We start from the raw sequence: 15038 nt of genomic DNA, 5'->3' as shown, positions 1-15038 counted from the left end.
AAGATCCCATGAGCTCAATTATTTTCAAACTGATGCGTGCCCTGCGCACAGTCACTGACGTGCACATTGTGCTGCTCGTGCTGGCGGTGCTCGCCGGTTCCGGCGGCCAGGCGCGCGCCGAAGCGCCTTTCCTGGAGCCGGAGGCAGCGTTCCAGTTCAGCGCCCGGATGGCCGATGCAAGCACGGTGGCGGTCAACTTCCGTATCGCAGAAGGCTATTACATGTATCGCGAGCGGTTCCACTTTGCCGCCAGTGGCGCTAGCTTGGGCGAGCCGGTCTTTCCGCGCGGGGTCACCAAGTTCGACCATGTCTTTAACAAGAATGTCGAGACCTATCGCAAGCAGGTGACCATCCTGGTTCCGGTGCATGGCGCTGGACCATTCACCCTGAAGGTGGATTCGCAGGGCTGCTCGGATGGCGGTTTGTGCTATTTGCCCCAGCAAGCCACCGCGTCGCTGATTGCCACCGCTGCGCCAGTCGCGCCGCAAGGCGGGACGGGCGCCATCGAGCAAGCGCTGCAGGGCAAAAAGTTGCTGGCGATTGTGCCCCTGTTCGTCCTGCTCGGTCTTGGATTGGCGTTCACACCGTGCGTGCTGCCGATGGTGCCGATCCTGTCCTCGATCGTGGTGGGCGACGCTGCCCAGGCCAGCCGCAAGCGTGGCTTGCTGCTGTCGGCCACCTACTCGCTTGGCATGGCACTCGTCTACACCGCCATGGGCGTGGCAGCCGGCCTGGCCGGGGAGGGACTTGCCGGGGCGCTGCAGAACAAGTGGGTACTGGGCGGTTTCGGCCTTGTGATGGCGGGATTGGCGCTGTCGATGTTCGGCGTGTACCAGTTGCAACTGCCGGCCGCGCTCCAGTCAATGCTGGCAGGCGCGGCCAATCGACAGTCCTCCGGCAAACTGGTCGGCGTATTCACGATGGGGGCACTGTCCGCGCTCATCGTCGGGCCGTGCGTGGCGGCGCCGCTGGCTGGCGCCCTGGTCTACATCAGCCGAACCCGCGATGTGCTGGTCGGTGGCGCAGCCCTGTTTTCGCTGGCCATGGGAATGAGCGTGCCGCTGTTGCTGGTTGGCGCTTCGGCCGGGGCCCTGCTGCCTCGCGCAGGCGCCTGGATGGAAGGCGTGAAGAAGTTCTTCGGGGTCGTGTTGCTCGCAACCGGTTGGTGGCTGGCGTCTCCGCTGCTGCCGGTGCCGGTACAGATGCTTGGCTGGGCCACCATCGCGTTGGGTTATGCGGCGTCTCTGCTGACAACCCAGCGCAATCTCCTTGCGCGGGGCCTTGCGTTGTCATTGGTCTTGGCGGGCGCTGTGCAGCTCTTTGGTGCGGCAACCGGCGCACCCGACGCGATGTCGCCGCTCGCCCTGAAACACAACGACCGGATGGCGCTGCAGTTCAAACGTATCAAGTCAGTGGAAGAACTTGATGCGGCCCTGGCTGGCAGCCGCGGAACCCCAGTCCTGCTGGACTTCTACGCCGATTGGTGCGTCGCATGCAAGGAGATGGAACGGCGCACTTTCAGCGATCGGCAAGTGCAGGACAGGCTGCGTTCCGCGGTCTTGCTGCAAGCGGACGTGACTGCCTCCGACGCTGTCGACCGCGCGCTGCTTAAGCGCTTCGGCCTGTTCGGGCCTCCCGGCATCATCCTGTTCGACCGCGGCGGCCGCGAGATCGCAGAAGACCGCGTGATCGGCTTTCAGGACGCACAAACCTTCCTGCGGTCGCTGGACAAATTCAGGCCGTCCGCAAGGGCAGACACGCTTGCGGCCGAAAGCACGGGCGAGCCGGCCGGTAGCCGGTTGAACTGATGATCGAGGAGACCAACAATGAACAACCGTGATATTGCCCGCCTGCTGACGCTGGCATCGTTATGGGGCGCGTCCTACCTTTTCATGCGCATCGGGGCCGATGAATTTGGCGCCATCACCATGGCAGGTTCCCGGGCGGCATTAGCGGCGCTGCTCTTGCTTCCCTTGCTGTTTGCACGGCGGGACGCAAGTGTTGGCGCGCTGCGCAGGCACTGGAAGCAGATCGTGGTCGTTGGAATCACCAATTCCGCCTTGCCTTACGTACTGTTCGCATTTGCGGCGCTGAGCATCAATGCCAGCCTGTCCGCCATTTTCAATGCGGCCACCCCGTTATATGCGGCCGTCATCGGCTTGGTGTGGCTGGGTGAACCCATCGGCAAGCAGCGTGCCGTCGGCCTGGCATTCGGCTTTGCCGGGGTATTGTGGCTGGTGCTCGACAGCGCCAGTTTCAAGACCGGCGCCACGTTCGCCGCAAGCGGCTGGGCCGTCGTTGCGTGTGTGGCAGCCACCATGCTCTACGCGTTCTCCGCACACTACAGCAAGCAGCAACTGGCCGGCGTGCCGCCGCTTGCCGTGGCCGCCGGCAGCCAGCTGGTCTCTGCCTTGGTGCTTGCCGTACCCGCCCTGATGTACCGGCCTGCGGTAATGCCTTCGCTGCGCGCATGGATGGCCCTGGCGGCCCTTGCTGCAGGTTGTACGGCGCTCGCTTACGTGCTGTTTTTCCGCCTGATCGCAAACGTCGGCGCGTCGCGCACGATGGCCGTGCCCTTCCTGGTACCGGCGTTCGGGGTGCTCTGGGGCGTGCTGTTCTTGCGCGAGGCGGTCAGCTTGCATCTGGCGGCGGGGAGTTGCCTGATCGTGCTCGGAACGGCTTTGACCGTGGGTGTGCTCAGGGTTGACCGGGTCTCCCAACTGCTTGGAAGCCTTCAGCCCGCGGGTGCCAAAACAGCGAAGCGAAGATAGGTTGCAGTTGATGTGGCGGGCACCGTGTGTCCAACGCTCGTGCTATCTTTTCACGGCGCCCGCAAATGGAGGTGTCGGTGAAAGCTTGCGTTGTCGATCCAAGCCATGACGTAGCCCAGCGCGTGTTTCGCAAGCGCGGGACCGACATCGCCCTGTGCCGGGATTGCGGCTGTATCATGGCCGACATCGCGTTCAACCATGAGCAGTACGAGTCCGGCAATTACTACACGCTGGCGCGCAAGACGCTCGCGGCCATCGATGAGGAATGGGGTTTCAGGTGGCGCTATGTGCTGAACCGGATTACCCGGAGCAGCAAGGTCTCGTCGCTGCTAGACGTTGGGGCCGGCAACGGATATTTCGTATCGCTCGCCACGAGGGAGTTCGGTTTGCAAGCAACCGGGCTCGAAATATCGGCTGAAGAAATCAGGTTCGCCAAGGATGTCATCGGCGTGCAACTGCTTGGCGAGGACGTCTCGGAGCACCGGTTCAACTACGACGTCGTCACCTGCTTCAACGTGCTGGAGCATGTGGCCGATCCACAGCGCTTCCTGTCCGCGGTGACGGACCGGCTCAAGCCAGGAGGACTGCTCGTATTAACCACGCCAAATCCGCGCTGCGTCCATGCCAGGGTAAGGGGGCTGGAGCGGTGGAACATGGTCGATCCACCGCATCACATCAACCTGTTCACGCGCAACGCCCTGCAGCAGATGCTGGCCGACCGAAAACTGCAGGTGCTCAGGCACGAGACCTTGAGCACCTACATCAACTTCGTTCGCCGGTTCGATACTCCGGGCCTCGTGCTCAGGCGGACGTTCTTCCACTTGCTCCGTAGCGCCAACCTGGGCGCCGACCACTTTTTCATGTGCCGGCGCCCGGTTGGTTGAGGCACCGTCAGGCAGCGTTCCCGAGTGCCGGATAGTCGATGTAGCCTACCGGCCCCGGCGTGTAGAACGTTTTCGGATTGGGCACATTGAGCGGCGCGTTTTTCTTCAGGCGCTGCACCAGGTCCGGGTTGGCGATAAAGAGCCGTCCGAAAGCGACCGCATCGGCATGGCCGGATTCCACCGCCTGGATTGCCATTGCACGGTCATAGCCGTTGTTGGCGATGTAGGCGCCCTTGAAGGTCTTGCGCGCCCACGCGAAATCGAATCCCGGCACATCGCGCGCGCCGCCGGTAGCGCCTTCGACGAAGTGGATGAAGGCGATGCCGCGCTTGTTCAGCTCTTCAACCAGGTAACCGAAAACGGCTTGCGGATTGCTGTCCGAGATGTCGTTCGATGGCGTCACCGGCGACAGGCGGATGCCGACGCGGCCGGCGCCAATCTCGGTGATGCAGGCGTCAACCACTTCCAGCGCAAAGCGCGCGCGGTGTTCCAGGTGCCGTTTTCAGTTGCCGGTGGCTAGCGGTGCGCTCGGCGCCGGTGTCGTGCCAAGTCCCAGCTCGCTGCGCAGCCGCTCGACGGCAGCGCGGAACGACAGCTTGTCGAACTTCATCAGCCAGTCCACCGGCCAGCCAGCCGCGGCACAGCCGAAGCAGTGAAACAGATTTGTCGATGGCGTCACGATCAGGCTGGCCGTGGCTTCCTCGTGAAACGGGCAGGGGCAGGCGTAGTCCTTGCCCTGCTTAACCAATTCCAAGCCGGCTGCCTCCAGCAGCCGCAGCAGCGACACTTCGCTTTTCAGCCGTTCCAGTTCCCGCTCGAGATGCGCGCCTGTCAAAAAAAATCCTTGGCGTGTCGCAGCAGACGGTGCAAGCCTACGAGGTTGGGCGGCGTCGCATCCAGATCTCAGCGCTGCCGTTGGTGGCACGCACCTTGGGGGGCAGCAGGAAGAGCTGTTCGGCGTTGTACGCAAATCGGAACGCAGCAAGCGCGGGCCGCTGTCGCAGCTCGAGCGCAGCCGGAGCGCATCGCCGAACTGCCCAAGCAAAAGCAACGCTTCGTGGTGGAGATGCTGGAAGCGGTGCTGGCCCAGGCTGGGCATTGATCCCTTAGCCGCTAAGAGAGCGGCCTTTTACAATCGAATCAGCAAGGCCCCTTATCCCTCGGCGCACCCTGCTGGGGGTTACCGGGCCTTTTTCTATTATTCAAATATAAGAGAAGGAGCGCCGCGACCGCAACGCCCCTTTCCCTTTCAACTCAAAGGCTTACGTGCCTTTGCACAACATCGGCGCTGTAGTACAGCGAGCCCCAGCAACGATGCGGGATTCGGGCACATTTGTAATGCGCGTAGGGTGTGTAAAGACATAAGGCTGCGTTACGCAAACCCGCAGGGCCCGGCGCAGACTGTACAAATAGCGCGAGACCTTCATTCCTTGGCTTCCGCGAGGAGATTCGGCTGTTGGGGGCTTTAGCTTGAGTAGGTCGGCACAGCAGCCGACTTTGGCTCATAGCAATGGCGAAAGGATCGCCGGAAGGTGCGCACCGATGTCCAGTCATCGTATTTGCATGAAAAAGAAGAAAATTTAATCAAGAGTTACCTTTGGTGAGAATGTAAAGATTGAATTACTGCAAACTCCTCGCTTTGTCTTAACGCGCTTCTGCGTTTTCCAAAAATATAGACAAAGGGTTGTCGAGAATGCACAAACAAGGAAGACAGGCGCGCACGAACGCGTTTTTCCAACAACTGCTCCGTTATATCCTGTGTTGCTTGATGCTTTTGTTGGGCATATCTGCTGCGCAGACTGCTTCCGCCCAAGCCACGTTCAGTAATCTGTCCGCGACGCCCTTAACTGGCACCGTGGATTCAGCTGGGCATCTGACCGTAATGTTTTCCGGCACCACCGTGCTACGCCGGATGACGCTGCATTACGGGTAGGGATTACCGGCTCCGACTCCCGTCTTTAGCGTAAACGAGCGTGACACATTCACCGGGTCGCCGTACAACCGCACAGTCGGCATGGGACTATTTGCTTTCAAAACACACAAAATACTGGGAGGTGAACGTGAAGAATCTGTTCTATATTTTTCTGTTTCTCTTCGTTGTCGGACCACTTGCAGGTCATTCTGAGGAACTAAAGTGTAAGAAGGGGAGTCAGGTTATGACAAATGACTACACACGTGCGCTGAGCCTGATTCGAGGTGGTGAGCGCTTGACTGAGGAGCAGGAAAAGGATGTCGTACATTCGCTTGAAATCGCAGTTGCGAGTCAATGCCAACAGGCCGCTTTAGTTTTGGCTGATTTCAAAATCAATCAAGCCGCAGCTCTTCCGAAGGGAACCTCACAGCGTACTGTGGATGACTTCGACGACGAAATTCACGCCTTGCTGTTGGAGGCGGATAAGATCGGCGAAGGTTGTTTTCAGCTTGGAAGTTTCTATTTGACAAGCGGAAGCAAATACTTCGCACCTAAAAAAGGTCTACGTATCTTGGAAGCGGCGGCGCACGCTGGTGACGAGCAGGCCATTGAGTTCCTTGCGAATATTTATCAAAACGGGATAGCGGGTGTTAAGCCTGACAGCTCAAAGGCCCATTATTGGAAGGCAAAGCTAAAGTAACTCGGCAAACAATCAAGTTTGGCATAAAGGGGGAGGAGCCGCGGACAGCTTCGTCGAGCAACACCGTAAAGACATGGAGGCTGGCAACGGCGACATTTATAAGCTACTTGAGCCTTATGCGGTTGCGGTGACCGGTGCGATGGTCGTGGGACCTGGCAGCGGCTTCTTAGCTACTACCTCTCTTGGACGAGCATTCTTAGCGCGCGGTGGAATGCCGGGTCCGCCTTCGCAGTGTATTGCCACTCGCCGCGACGGCCTATTGGTATGTGCGCGGCCGGCTTGTGGGTCCGCATTCATTGGTGTTTCTTTTTGGAGAAGAATAGGGTGACTGTCCTTCTATACGAGGACGCCGGGTTTGTGGGGCTCGATGTGGAGCCGGCGGGTAGCGACCGGGAAAAGGCTGTGTTGCGCCTGTTGCGACGTCAGATGATAGTCACAACCCCGCACAGAATTGCGTACTGGTCTGCATCCGACAATCGGTTTCCTGAGGAGGTAATTGCTTCCTGCGCGCCCGATGCAATTCTGACGAAGCTGTCGCGCGCTTGCTGGGAATAGCATGATGCTGGTGGAGAAAGTAATAAGGCCGCGGCCTCGCCTCCTCCTCACAACCATCGCCGGGACGGTATTAAATGCAATGACCGGTTTTTGGGGCTGGCTGGCGTGGCAGTACCACACCGAAGTCCAACAGCTCCAAGCGCAACTTCAGCAGGTAGAGAACAAGCGCCCAACCGTCGTGCTGCCACGGCCAACATTGACCGAGCAAGATTTTTTCAGGAATTCGGTTAGGCATCACCGCGAGACGAGACACCAAGGCATGGCTGTGCGGACTACGCGCCACAATCCCCGCCTGTTATAGCCGCCGCTAGGCGATGATGCGCCCGGGCGGGCGCATCCAGAGGGCTGCCGTCAGGCAGCATTCCCGAGTGCCGGATAGTCGATGTAACCGACCGGCCCGGGTGCGTAGAACGTCTTCGGATCCGGCACATTGAGCGGCGCGTTTTTCTTCAGGCGCTGCACCAGGTCCGGGTTGGCGATAAAGAGCCGTCCGAAAGCGACCGCGTCCGCATGGCCGGACTCCACCGCCTGGATCGCCATCGCACGGTCATAGCCGTTGTTGGCGATGTAGGCGCCCTTGAAGGTCTTGCGCGCCCACGCGAAATCGAATCCCGGCACGTCGCGCGCGCCACCGGTGGCGCCTTCGACGAAGTGGATGAAGGCGATGCCGCGCTTGTTCAGCTCTTCAACCAGGTAACCGAAAACTGCTTGCGGATTGCTGTCCGAGATGTCGTTCGATGGCGTCACCGGCGACAGGCGGATGCCGACGCGGCCGGCGCCAATCTCGGCGATGCAGGCGTCAACCACTTCCAGCGCAAAGCGCGCACGGTTTTCCACGGAGCCACCGTACACGTCGGTCCGCTTGTTGGTGCCATCACGCAGGAACTGGTCGATCAGGTAGCCGTTGGCGCCGTGGATCTCCACGCCATCGAACCCGGCGCGGATCGCGTTGGCTGCACCGCGGCGATATTCGGCCACCACCTGCTTGATGTCGTCGGACGACAGCGCGCGCGGTTCGGGCGCATCCACCTTGCCGTTATGGGTGTACGCGGTCACGTTCGGCTTCACCGCCGACGGCGCCACCGGCTGCACGCCACCCGTCAGGTCCGGGTGCGATACGCGGCCAACGTGCCAGATCTGCGCAACGATCTTCGAGCCTGCTTCGTGCACCGCGCGGGTGATCGGCTTCCAGCCTTCCACTTGGGCATCCGAATAGATGCCCGGGGTGGCCATGTAGCCCTTGCCGATCGGCGAGACCTGCGTGCCTTCGCTGATGATCAGGCCAGCGTTGCTGCGCTGGCGGTAGTATTCGATGTTCATTTCGCTGCCGGGAACGTCTCCGGCAGCTTCGTCGGCGCGGCTGCGGGTCAGCGGCGCCATCACCACGCGGTTGGCGATCTCGATGTCGCCGATGCGGGTAGGCTGGAACAGTTTGCTCAGTGCTGCGTCTGCTGGGTTTGCGGCATTCGTCATCGTTTCTCTTCCTTCTTTTGTAATCGGACAGCGGCCCAGGACCATGGCCGGGGCGCAAGATTGGAATTATGGACATTCCACGCAGAATAAAAGAGGCCGGCTCGGGGATATAATTTATTCTTTTCAGGAATAAGTGGGCCAGCTATGGACAGGCTGCGGTGGATGGAAACCTTCGCCCGGATCGTGGAGACGGGCAGCTTCTCGGCGGTTGCGCGCGAGATGATGACGACCCAGCCCGCCGTCAGCAAGCAGCTGCAGGCACTGGAAAAGCACCTGGGCACCAAGCTGCTGGTGCGCTCCACCCGCAGCCACTCGCTGACCGAAGCGGGGCGGCTCTATTACGAGCGCTGCCGGCAGGTGCTCGACACGTTGGAGGAGGCGCGGCTGGAGGTGCACCGCGCCGAGCACGAGATATCGGGCTTGCTGCGGGTGGCTGCGCCTGCCGCGTTCGGGCGGCTGCATATCGTGCCGCGGCTGGCCGCATTCTATGAGCGCTACCCCAAGATCAAGGTCGAGCTGCAGCTGGACGACAGCTTCGTCGATCTGGTGGGCGCCGGCATCGATGTCGCGTTCCGGGTGGGCGAACTCAAGGACAGCCGCTTGATCGCGCGGCGCATCGGCACGGCCCATCGCGCCACGCTGGCCTCACCGGCCTATCTTGCCCGCTACGGCGAGCCGCGCCATCCGTCCGAGCTGGCCAATCACCAGTGCCTCGTCTATACCGGGCTGGCCAACATCAACGAATGGATTTACAAGGACGAGGGCAGTGCCGACATCGTGGTGCGCATCGGCGGCAACTTTCGCTCGAACAGTTCCGAGGCGATTCGCCAGGCCGTACGCGAGGGCCTGGGCATCAGCTATTCCACGCAGTGGATTTACGGTGACGATATTCGCCACGGCCGCATCAAGCCCATCCTGACCCAGTACCGGCCGCCGTCGCTGCCGCTCAACGTCGTATTCCAGCCGGCACGGCGGCCCTCGCTCAAGGTGAACCACTTCGTGTCCTTCTTTGCAGATGCGTTTCGCCAGGACCCGGACATTGGCGAGATGCTAACCGAGGCCCCCCCAAAGTCCGTTACCAAGGACTAGTTTCGCGGCTGGCTCCTTGATTTCTGTTCATTTCCCAGCAGCTCATCGTTAAACATGTAGATTGAATGCATGTTTAATGGTAGAGTCGCTTTCGTTGACTTCTGCAACCTCACACACTTCCTTTTTTGGAGAAGCATATGAAACGGCTGGACGGGAAAACCGCTGTAGTAACGGGCGCAAGCAGTGGTATCGGGCGCGCGATTGTTGAAAAATTCGTTGCCGAAGGCGCAAAGGTGTTCGCGTTTGCCCGCAATGCCGAGGCGCTGAAATCCCTGGAAGCCGCATATCCCGGCCAGGTCGTGGCGATTACTGGCGACGTCACCCGTCAGGCCGACCTGCGACAACTGGTCGAATCCGTCCTGAAGCAGACCGACGCCATCGATATCCTGGTCCCGAACGCCGGTATTGCCCGCGTCGTGGGATTCGACGACAGCACCGCCGAAGCATTCTCCGAACAGTTCTCGGTCAACCTGTTCGGCGCCGCCGAAACAGCGCGCCTGTTCGTGCCGCACATCCGCAAGGGCGGATCGATCCAGTTCATCACCACCTTCCTGACGCAGGTCGGCTTTCCTGGCCTTGCCATTTACAGCGCCAGCAAAGCGGCGCTCAAGTCCTTGTCGCAGACACTGGCGGCGGAGCTGGCACCGCGCGGCATCCGCGTGAACGCGATTGCGCCAGGTCCGATCGCAACGCCGTTGTGGGGTACGGTTGGCTTGCCGGCGGACGTGCTCGGCACGGTGGCGGCGCAGATTAACGCGCGGCTGATGCAAGGGAAATTCGGCGAGCCTGGCGATATCGCTGCAACTTCGGTGTTCCTGGCCTCGGACGAGGCGAAGAACATTTACGGCCAGGAGATTGTCGTCGACGGGGGTTACACCGTCGGCTAAGACGGCAAGGGCCAGCAGGCTAGGGCGGTGGCGCCTGCCGTCCGGGCGCCTGCGGCGCGGGCGCGGTTTGCGCGTCGGCGTTGCCCAGGTCGCTGATCGACACCATGCCCACCAGCTCCATCTCGCGGCTCACCACCGGAAGGCGGTGGGCCTGGCGTTCCCCCATCAGTTCCAACACCTGGCCTTGCGGCTCGTCCTCGAACACCCACGCCACGTCGGTGCTCATCACGTCGGCCACGTGCGCGGTGGTCGGTGACAGTCCCTGGGCCACCGCGCGCACGACGATGTCGCGGTCCGTAATCATGCCCATCAGCCGGCTGCCGTGACACACGGGCAGCGCAACAAGGTCCAGGTCGCGCAACAGCTCGGCAGCCCGCTGCAGGCTCGCGTCCGGCGGAATCACGGCAACGTTGCGGGTCATGACTTCGGAAATCGGTCGCATCGTCGTCTCCTTGTGGCCACCGGTTTTGAACCGGCGCGCGCGGCAAAGTTTCGATGAAATTGCGAAGCCTCCTGCTTTCGGTGCGACAATAGCCCTGTTCCGCAACCACGCAGGGTGAACTCATGAAAGTGCTTCCGAGCTGGGTCCTGTTCGCGCTGGGCTCGGCCTTCTTTGCCGCGCTCACGGCGCTGTTCGGCAAACTTGGCGTGGCCGGCATCAACTCGAACATGGCCACGTTCATCCGCACCATCGTCATCATGGTCGTCACTGCCGGCATTTTGTCGATGCGTTCGGAGTGGCAGAAGCTGGAAAGCATTTCGGCGTACAGCTGGCTGTTCCTCGTCCTGTCCGGCATTGCGACCGGGCTGTCGTGGCTGTGCTACTACCGTGCCTTGCAGCTCGGGCCGGTGAGCAAGGTCGCGCCGGTGGACAAGCTCAGCGTCGCCATCGCGATCGTGCTGGGCATCGTCTTCGCAGGCGAGCAGCTGACCTGGCAGGTGGCGCTCGGCGGCGCGCTGATCGTGGCCGGCTCGGTCGTCATCATCTTGTTCTAGGAGGTTTTCCATGCCCGCACCACACCGCGAACGGCATCGTCTCGGGTCCATCGGCTGGCTGCGTGCCGCCGTGCTGGGCGCCAACGATGGCATCGTTTCCACCTCGAGCCTGGTGCTCGGGGTGGCTGCCGCCCATGCCAGCCACGGCAGCATCGTCACGGCCACCCTGGCCGGGCTGGTGGCGGGCGCCATGTCGATGGCGACCGGCGAGTACGTGTCGGTGCAGTCGCAGGCCGATACGGAGAAGGCGGCGCTGGACACGGAGCGCATGGAGCTGCGCCAGAGGCCGGATGCGGAGCACCGCGAGCTGGCGGACATCTATGTGCAGCGCGGGCTGGACCCGGCGCTGGCCAAGCAGGTGGCCACCGAGCTGATGGGGCACGATGCGCTCGATGCGCATGCGCGCGACGAGCTGGGAATCTCCAAGACGCTGGCGGCGCGGCCGCTGGAGGCGGCGTTCGCGTCCGCGCTCAGCTTCGCGGCCGGCGCATTCATGCCGCTAGTGGTGGTGCTGCTCACGCCGCACGAGCAGCTGATACCGGTGATGGTTGTGGCCTCGCTGGTGTTCCTGGCGGTGCTTGGCGGGGTCGCCGCGCGCGCAGGCGGCGCGCCGGTCGGCCCGGGTGTGGCGCGGGTGACGTTCTGGAGCGCGCTGTCAATGGGGGCGGCGGCCGCCGTCGGTATCGTATTTGGTACGTCGGCCTGAAGCCAGGGGACTGTGCGCGGTGCGCGCGATCAGACGTGAGACGATCAGTGCGGCAGCGGCGGCGGCCAGCAGGTGTTTGAGCGTGTGCCCACTCATCCACCCCAGCGCGTCGAGCACGGGACGGTCGGCCAGTTCGGCCGCCTTGGCGAGACAGTAAAGCAGGAGGGCGGCGCCAAACGCTCGGCGTTCCACGGCCGGGGCGCCGCCAGCCAACTGCCATGCCGGGATCAGCAGCAGCGGCAGCGCCTGCATGAGCAGATAGGGACGAAGGTCGCCGGCACCGTTGCGATCCGTAATCGCCCACCAAGCCACGCTTGCGCCTGCGGCCAGGGCGAACAGGAGGGTGTCGCGGGCGCAGCGTTCGCGCGCAAGGTTGTCGGCGCGGGCGCCAGCGAGGAGACCAGCGCAGGCAAGGGCAATCGGCAGGCGGTCCCACACCAGGCGCGCGTTGTCCGGGGCCAGGTGGTAGAACGCCGAGCCAAATGCCGTCAGCAGGAGCGCCAGCAGGAACAGCAGGTAGCCCGGCCAGGCGCGCCGAAGCAGGGGATGCGTGCGCATGGCGCCAAGCCGGACGAGTCCCCATGCCGCCACCAGCGCAAAGGCGACATTGGACAGGACGTCGCCTGCGTGCGGGATACCGAAGAGTTGTGCACGGTCGGCAAAGTCGTGATAGTGCGATAGTTGCGCGATGGGGCCGTGGACCAGCATTGCAAGGGGCAGCGCGGCGGCAATCGCCGGCGGCAGGTGGCGCATGGCAGTTTTCACGTCAGGCTCCGGTAGAGGTTGCGATGTCCGGAGCATGCGCTTTTGCCCGCCGGCGTGGCCGCTTGCGCAAAAAGTTGCAATTCTTTACTGTTCAGGTATCAGTTGCCGATACCTGCGCCCATGTCCGAAGTCACCCAACTGCTCAACACACTGAAACGCCAGCTCAAACTGCAGGGCAAGACCTATCGCGATGTCGCAGTGGCGCTCGACCTGTCTGAAGCGAGCGTCAAACGCCTGTTCGCGTCCGAGTCGTTTGCACTCGACCGGCTGGTCGAGGTCTGCAACCTGCTCGGCTTTACCGTTGCCGAACTGGCGCAGGAGGCCGCGCGCGCGGAAGAGCAGTTGCGCACGCTGACGGTGGAGCAGGAGAAGGAGCTGGTGTCCGACCCGAAGCTGTTGCTGGTGGCGGTGTGCGCGCTGAACCATTGGACGCTGCGCGACATCATTGCAGTGTACCGGCTGACGGAAGCGGAGTGCATCGAGCGGCTGGCGCGCCTGGACCGGCTGCGGCTGATCGCGTTAATGCCGGGGAACCGGATCCGGTTGACGGTGGCGCGCGACTTCGACTGGATCGCCGATGGGCCGATCCGGCGCTATTTTCGTGGCGATGGCATGGGCGACTTCCTGGCCAGCGCGTTCCACGGGAGCGAAGAGTCGCTGGCGTTCACGCATGGGATGCTCACCGACGTGGCGATGGAGAAGATGCAGGCGGAGTTGCGGCAGCTGCGGGCGCGATTTGCGCAGCTGCACCAGGAGAGCCTGGCCTCGCCACTGCCCAAGCGGCGCGGCACCGGGCTGCTGGTGGCGATGCGGGAATGGGAGCCGGTGCAGTTCACGCAGCTGCGGCGGACCGGCTGAGCAGCCCGCCGGCCTTGTTACTTGCCGCCTGGTGTGCGCGCGTCGATCCGGTAGCCCCACGCCGGCAGGCTGGCGCGCTTGTGCCCGGGCAGGGCGTAGGACTGCCGCTCGCCGGTCAGGTTGACGGCAACCTGCACCACGCTGCAGATGGCAAAGCTCAATACGCGCAGCGAACAGGCAGGCTGTCTCATCTTTTCTTGTCCTTTATTTGTTTGAGGAATTGTTTTTGATGCAAATTGAAAGTGGGGAGCGTGCTTTGCGCGACACGTTTCTGTTGCGTTTGTGTCGTCAGAGAATGCCGACAAAAAAACGAGAACATTTGAGGGATGGTTTGTGGGATTTTGGACAGATGAATCCGCTGGCAAAGAGGATAAGGTAGAGGCGTAAAGAGGCCACGCCATGAAACCGTCAATTCTAGTGTTCGCTGCTCTTGGAGGATACGCGGCGTTTGCGTACGCGCAGACCCAGGACGGGGTTGCGTTCTACACGCGCGACCCCGCTGGCGCTGCGGCACGCCCTGCGGCCGCGGCGCTGCCAGGCGTGCTGCCGGGGGCGCCGTACATGGGCGGTTCCATGCTGCCGCCGTCGGGTCGCGAGTACAGCCTGGACTACCTCGCGCTGGCCGACGTGGGCGAGCCGTCAGGCGGAGACGCGGCCGGCCACGCCGCCAGCGTCATCGCCAACGGCAACCGGCGCGCCGACGGCACCATGCAGTTCCACAGCCCGCCCGTCAAGGGCTTTTCCGCCGGCGCATCGTACTCGAGCGATACGAGTTACCGCGACCCCGGCAACCGGGCGTGGGGCATGTCGCTGGCTTACCAGCTTGGCCCGCTGACGCTGCGCGCGGCGCACCAGAACCGGCATGTGGCCAAGGTGCGGCTGTACGACCTGGCTGGCAACAACATGGAAGCGAAGAACTCGCTGATTGCGGCCAACATGCGCTTTGGCTGGGGCACGGCCTACGCCGGCTTCAGCGCCAACAACGGCTGGGGGAGCACGCCGCTGTTCAACCCCGACAATCCCTATGGCGCGTCGATGGCCACCACGCCCTCCACCGACAGCCGCGACGTGCTGTTCGGCGTGGCAGTGCCGGCCGGGCGTGCCACCACGCTGCTCGCTTCATTCGTCCACAAGAACGACCGGGATCCGGCCAACCGCGACGCCAACCAGTTCGCGCTGGGCGCGTCGTATGCGGTTGACCGCCACACCGATTTCTACGCGGCCTGGTCGCACACGCAGAACCTCAGCGCCGCTGGCCAGCCGCGCACCAGCTACGATGCGCCCGGCCGCACCAGCTCGGCCTTGAGCTTTGGCATGCGGCACGCCTTCTGAGGCTACGCTGCGCCGCGTCAATTGAAAATTCGGTAGCCTGTGGCGATGGCATCCACCATCCGCAACGCCCCGGCGCGGCGCATTGCGCGCACCTGCGTGCGCGTGTCTCC

Annotated in this window: 17 protein-coding genes; 11 read left to right on the top strand and 6 right to left on the bottom strand. The window is 62.6% G+C overall.

The window, feature by feature from the left end; genetic code table 11:
- The first annotated feature begins 8 nt into the window (after positions 1 to 8).
- The 3 genes from dsbD (at position 9) to NX774_RS10360 (ending at position 3655) form a co-directional block, all read left to right on the top strand.
- Entirely contained in the window at positions 9 to 1808 is a 1800-nt protein-coding gene (gene dsbD, locus NX774_RS10370; protein ID WP_258822094.1) for a protein-disulfide reductase DsbD, read from the top strand.
- Between the two features lie 18 nt (positions 1809 to 1826).
- On the top strand, positions 1827 to 2771 hold the full coding sequence (locus NX774_RS10365) for a DMT family transporter (RefSeq protein ID WP_258822093.1): 945 nt from the start codon (positions 1827 to 1829) through the stop codon (positions 2769 to 2771).
- A 65-nt stretch (positions 2772 to 2836) separates the two neighbouring features.
- The gene (locus NX774_RS10360) at positions 2837 to 3655 is read left to right on the top strand and encodes a class I SAM-dependent methyltransferase (protein WP_258822092.1); all 819 of its coding nucleotides are present in this window, start codon (positions 2837 to 2839) and stop codon (positions 3653 to 3655) included.
- A 7-nt stretch (positions 3656 to 3662) separates the two neighbouring features.
- Here NX774_RS10360 and NX774_RS10355 read toward each other — a convergent pair whose 3' ends face one another.
- The gene (locus NX774_RS10355) at positions 3663 to 4148 is read right to left on the bottom strand and encodes an oxidoreductase (RefSeq protein ID WP_258822740.1); all 486 of its coding nucleotides are present in this window, start codon (positions 4146 to 4148) and stop codon (positions 3663 to 3665) included.
- Positions 4149 to 4157: 9 nt separating this feature from the next.
- Complete coding sequence (locus tag NX774_RS10350; RefSeq protein ID WP_258822091.1) at positions 4158 to 4490, bottom strand: CHC2 zinc finger domain-containing protein; 333 nt, start codon at positions 4488 to 4490, stop codon at positions 4158 to 4160.
- Between the two features lie 14 nt (positions 4491 to 4504).
- Here NX774_RS10350 and NX774_RS23475 point away from each other — a divergent pair, with 14 nt between their 5' ends.
- Positions 4505 to 4765, top strand: a complete 261-nt coding sequence (locus tag NX774_RS23475) for a hypothetical protein (protein WP_370660417.1) — start codon at positions 4505 to 4507, stop codon at positions 4763 to 4765.
- Positions 4766 to 5715: 950 nt separating this feature from the next.
- Positions 5716 to 6267 carry an SEL1-like repeat protein gene (locus NX774_RS10345; protein ID WP_258822090.1) on the top strand — a complete coding sequence of 184 codons (552 nt, stop codon included), beginning with the start codon at positions 5716 to 5718 and terminating at the stop codon, positions 6265 to 6267.
- 906 nt (positions 6268 to 7173) lie between these two features.
- Here NX774_RS10345 and NX774_RS10340 read toward each other — a convergent pair.
- Positions 7174 to 8295 carry an alkene reductase gene (locus NX774_RS10340; protein WP_258822089.1) on the bottom strand — a complete coding sequence of 374 codons (1122 nt, stop codon included), beginning with the start codon at positions 8293 to 8295 and terminating at the stop codon, positions 7174 to 7176.
- A gap of 162 nt (positions 8296 to 8457) precedes the next feature.
- Between NX774_RS10340 and NX774_RS10330 the strand changes: the two genes are divergently transcribed.
- A complete protein-coding gene (locus tag NX774_RS10330) occupies positions 8458 to 9384 on the top strand; it encodes a LysR family transcriptional regulator (RefSeq protein ID WP_307731184.1) in 927 nt (308 codons plus the stop codon).
- Positions 9385 to 9521: 137 nt separating this feature from the next.
- On the top strand, positions 9522 to 10271 hold the full coding sequence (locus NX774_RS10325; protein WP_258822088.1) for an SDR family NAD(P)-dependent oxidoreductase: 750 nt from the start codon (positions 9522 to 9524) through the stop codon (positions 10269 to 10271).
- A 19-nt stretch (positions 10272 to 10290) separates the two neighbouring features.
- Here NX774_RS10325 and NX774_RS10320 read toward each other — a convergent pair whose 3' ends face one another.
- Positions 10291 to 10713, bottom strand: a complete 423-nt coding sequence (locus NX774_RS10320; RefSeq protein WP_258822087.1) for a CBS domain-containing protein — start codon at positions 10711 to 10713, stop codon at positions 10291 to 10293.
- 122 nt (positions 10714 to 10835) lie between these two features.
- On the opposite strand from NX774_RS10320, the gene NX774_RS10315 reads away from it, so the two are divergent.
- Positions 10836 to 11267, top strand: a complete 432-nt coding sequence (locus NX774_RS10315; protein ID WP_258822086.1) for an EamA family transporter — start codon at positions 10836 to 10838, stop codon at positions 11265 to 11267.
- A gap of 10 nt (positions 11268 to 11277) precedes the next feature.
- On the top strand, positions 11278 to 11973 hold the full coding sequence (locus NX774_RS10310) for a VIT1/CCC1 transporter family protein (protein ID WP_258822085.1): 696 nt from the start codon (positions 11278 to 11280) through the stop codon (positions 11971 to 11973).
- Here the strand turns inward: NX774_RS10310 and NX774_RS10305 are convergent.
- Positions 11923 to 12738, bottom strand: coding sequence for a hypothetical protein (locus tag NX774_RS10305; protein WP_258822084.1), 816 nt, complete (start codon positions 12736 to 12738; stop codon positions 11923 to 11925). The genes NX774_RS10310 and NX774_RS10305 overlap by 51 nt on opposite strands.
- Positions 12739 to 12858: 120 nt before the next feature.
- Between NX774_RS10305 and NX774_RS10300 the strand changes: the two genes are divergently transcribed.
- Positions 12859 to 13596: a helix-turn-helix transcriptional regulator gene (locus NX774_RS10300; protein WP_258822083.1), complete on the top strand. Its 738-nt coding sequence runs from the start codon at positions 12859 to 12861 to the stop codon at positions 13594 to 13596.
- A 17-nt stretch (positions 13597 to 13613) separates the two neighbouring features.
- Here the strand turns inward: NX774_RS10300 and NX774_RS10295 are convergent, their stop codons facing one another.
- Positions 13614 to 13787, bottom strand: coding sequence for a hypothetical protein (locus NX774_RS10295; protein ID WP_258822082.1), 174 nt, complete (start codon positions 13785 to 13787; stop codon positions 13614 to 13616).
- Between the two features lie 208 nt (positions 13788 to 13995).
- Here NX774_RS10295 and NX774_RS10290 point away from each other — a divergent pair, with 208 nt between their 5' ends.
- Positions 13996 to 14928, top strand: coding sequence for a porin (locus NX774_RS10290; RefSeq protein ID WP_258822081.1), 933 nt, complete (start codon positions 13996 to 13998; stop codon positions 14926 to 14928).
- The last annotated feature ends 110 nt before the right edge of the window (positions 14929 to 15038 follow it).

The organism is Massilia agilis (assembly GCF_024756255.1).
Classification (GTDB): Bacteria; Pseudomonadota; Gammaproteobacteria; order Burkholderiales; family Burkholderiaceae_D; genus Telluria; species Telluria agilis.
Note: the sequence above shows the minus strand (reverse complement) of the source record. Positions and strands in the feature narration are given on the sequence as shown.

Bases quoted from the DNA above. Each gene is read 5' to 3' on its own strand.
- dsbD (WP_258822094.1), top strand. From the start codon at position 9: ATGAGCTCAATTATTTTCAAACTGATGCGTGCCCTGCGCACAGTCACT.
- NX774_RS10365 (WP_258822093.1), top strand. From the start codon at position 1,827: ATGAACAACCGTGATATTGCCCGCCTGCTGACGCTGGCATCGTTATGG.
- NX774_RS10360 (WP_258822092.1), top strand. From the start codon at position 2,837: ATGGAGGTGTCGGTGAAAGCTTGCGTTGTCGATCCAAGCCATGACGTA.
- NX774_RS10340 (WP_258822089.1), bottom strand. From the start codon at position 8,295: ATGACGAATGCCGCAAACCCAGCAGACGCAGCACTGAGCAAACTGTTC.
- NX774_RS10330 (WP_307731184.1), top strand. From the start codon at position 8,458: ATGGAAACCTTCGCCCGGATCGTGGAGACGGGCAGCTTCTCGGCGGTT.
- NX774_RS10325 (WP_258822088.1), top strand. From the start codon at position 9,522: ATGAAACGGCTGGACGGGAAAACCGCTGTAGTAACGGGCGCAAGCAGT.
- NX774_RS10320 (WP_258822087.1), bottom strand. From the start codon at position 10,713: ATGCGACCGATTTCCGAAGTCATGACCCGCAACGTTGCCGTGATTCCG.
- NX774_RS10315 (WP_258822086.1), top strand. From the start codon at position 10,836: ATGAAAGTGCTTCCGAGCTGGGTCCTGTTCGCGCTGGGCTCGGCCTTC.
- NX774_RS10310 (WP_258822085.1), top strand. From the start codon at position 11,278: ATGCCCGCACCACACCGCGAACGGCATCGTCTCGGGTCCATCGGCTGG.
- NX774_RS10300 (WP_258822083.1), top strand. From the start codon at position 12,859: ATGTCCGAAGTCACCCAACTGCTCAACACACTGAAACGCCAGCTCAAA.
- NX774_RS10295 (WP_258822082.1), bottom strand. From the start codon at position 13,787: ATGAGACAGCCTGCCTGTTCGCTGCGCGTATTGAGCTTTGCCATCTGC.
- NX774_RS10290 (WP_258822081.1), top strand. From the start codon at position 13,996: ATGAAACCGTCAATTCTAGTGTTCGCTGCTCTTGGAGGATACGCGGCG.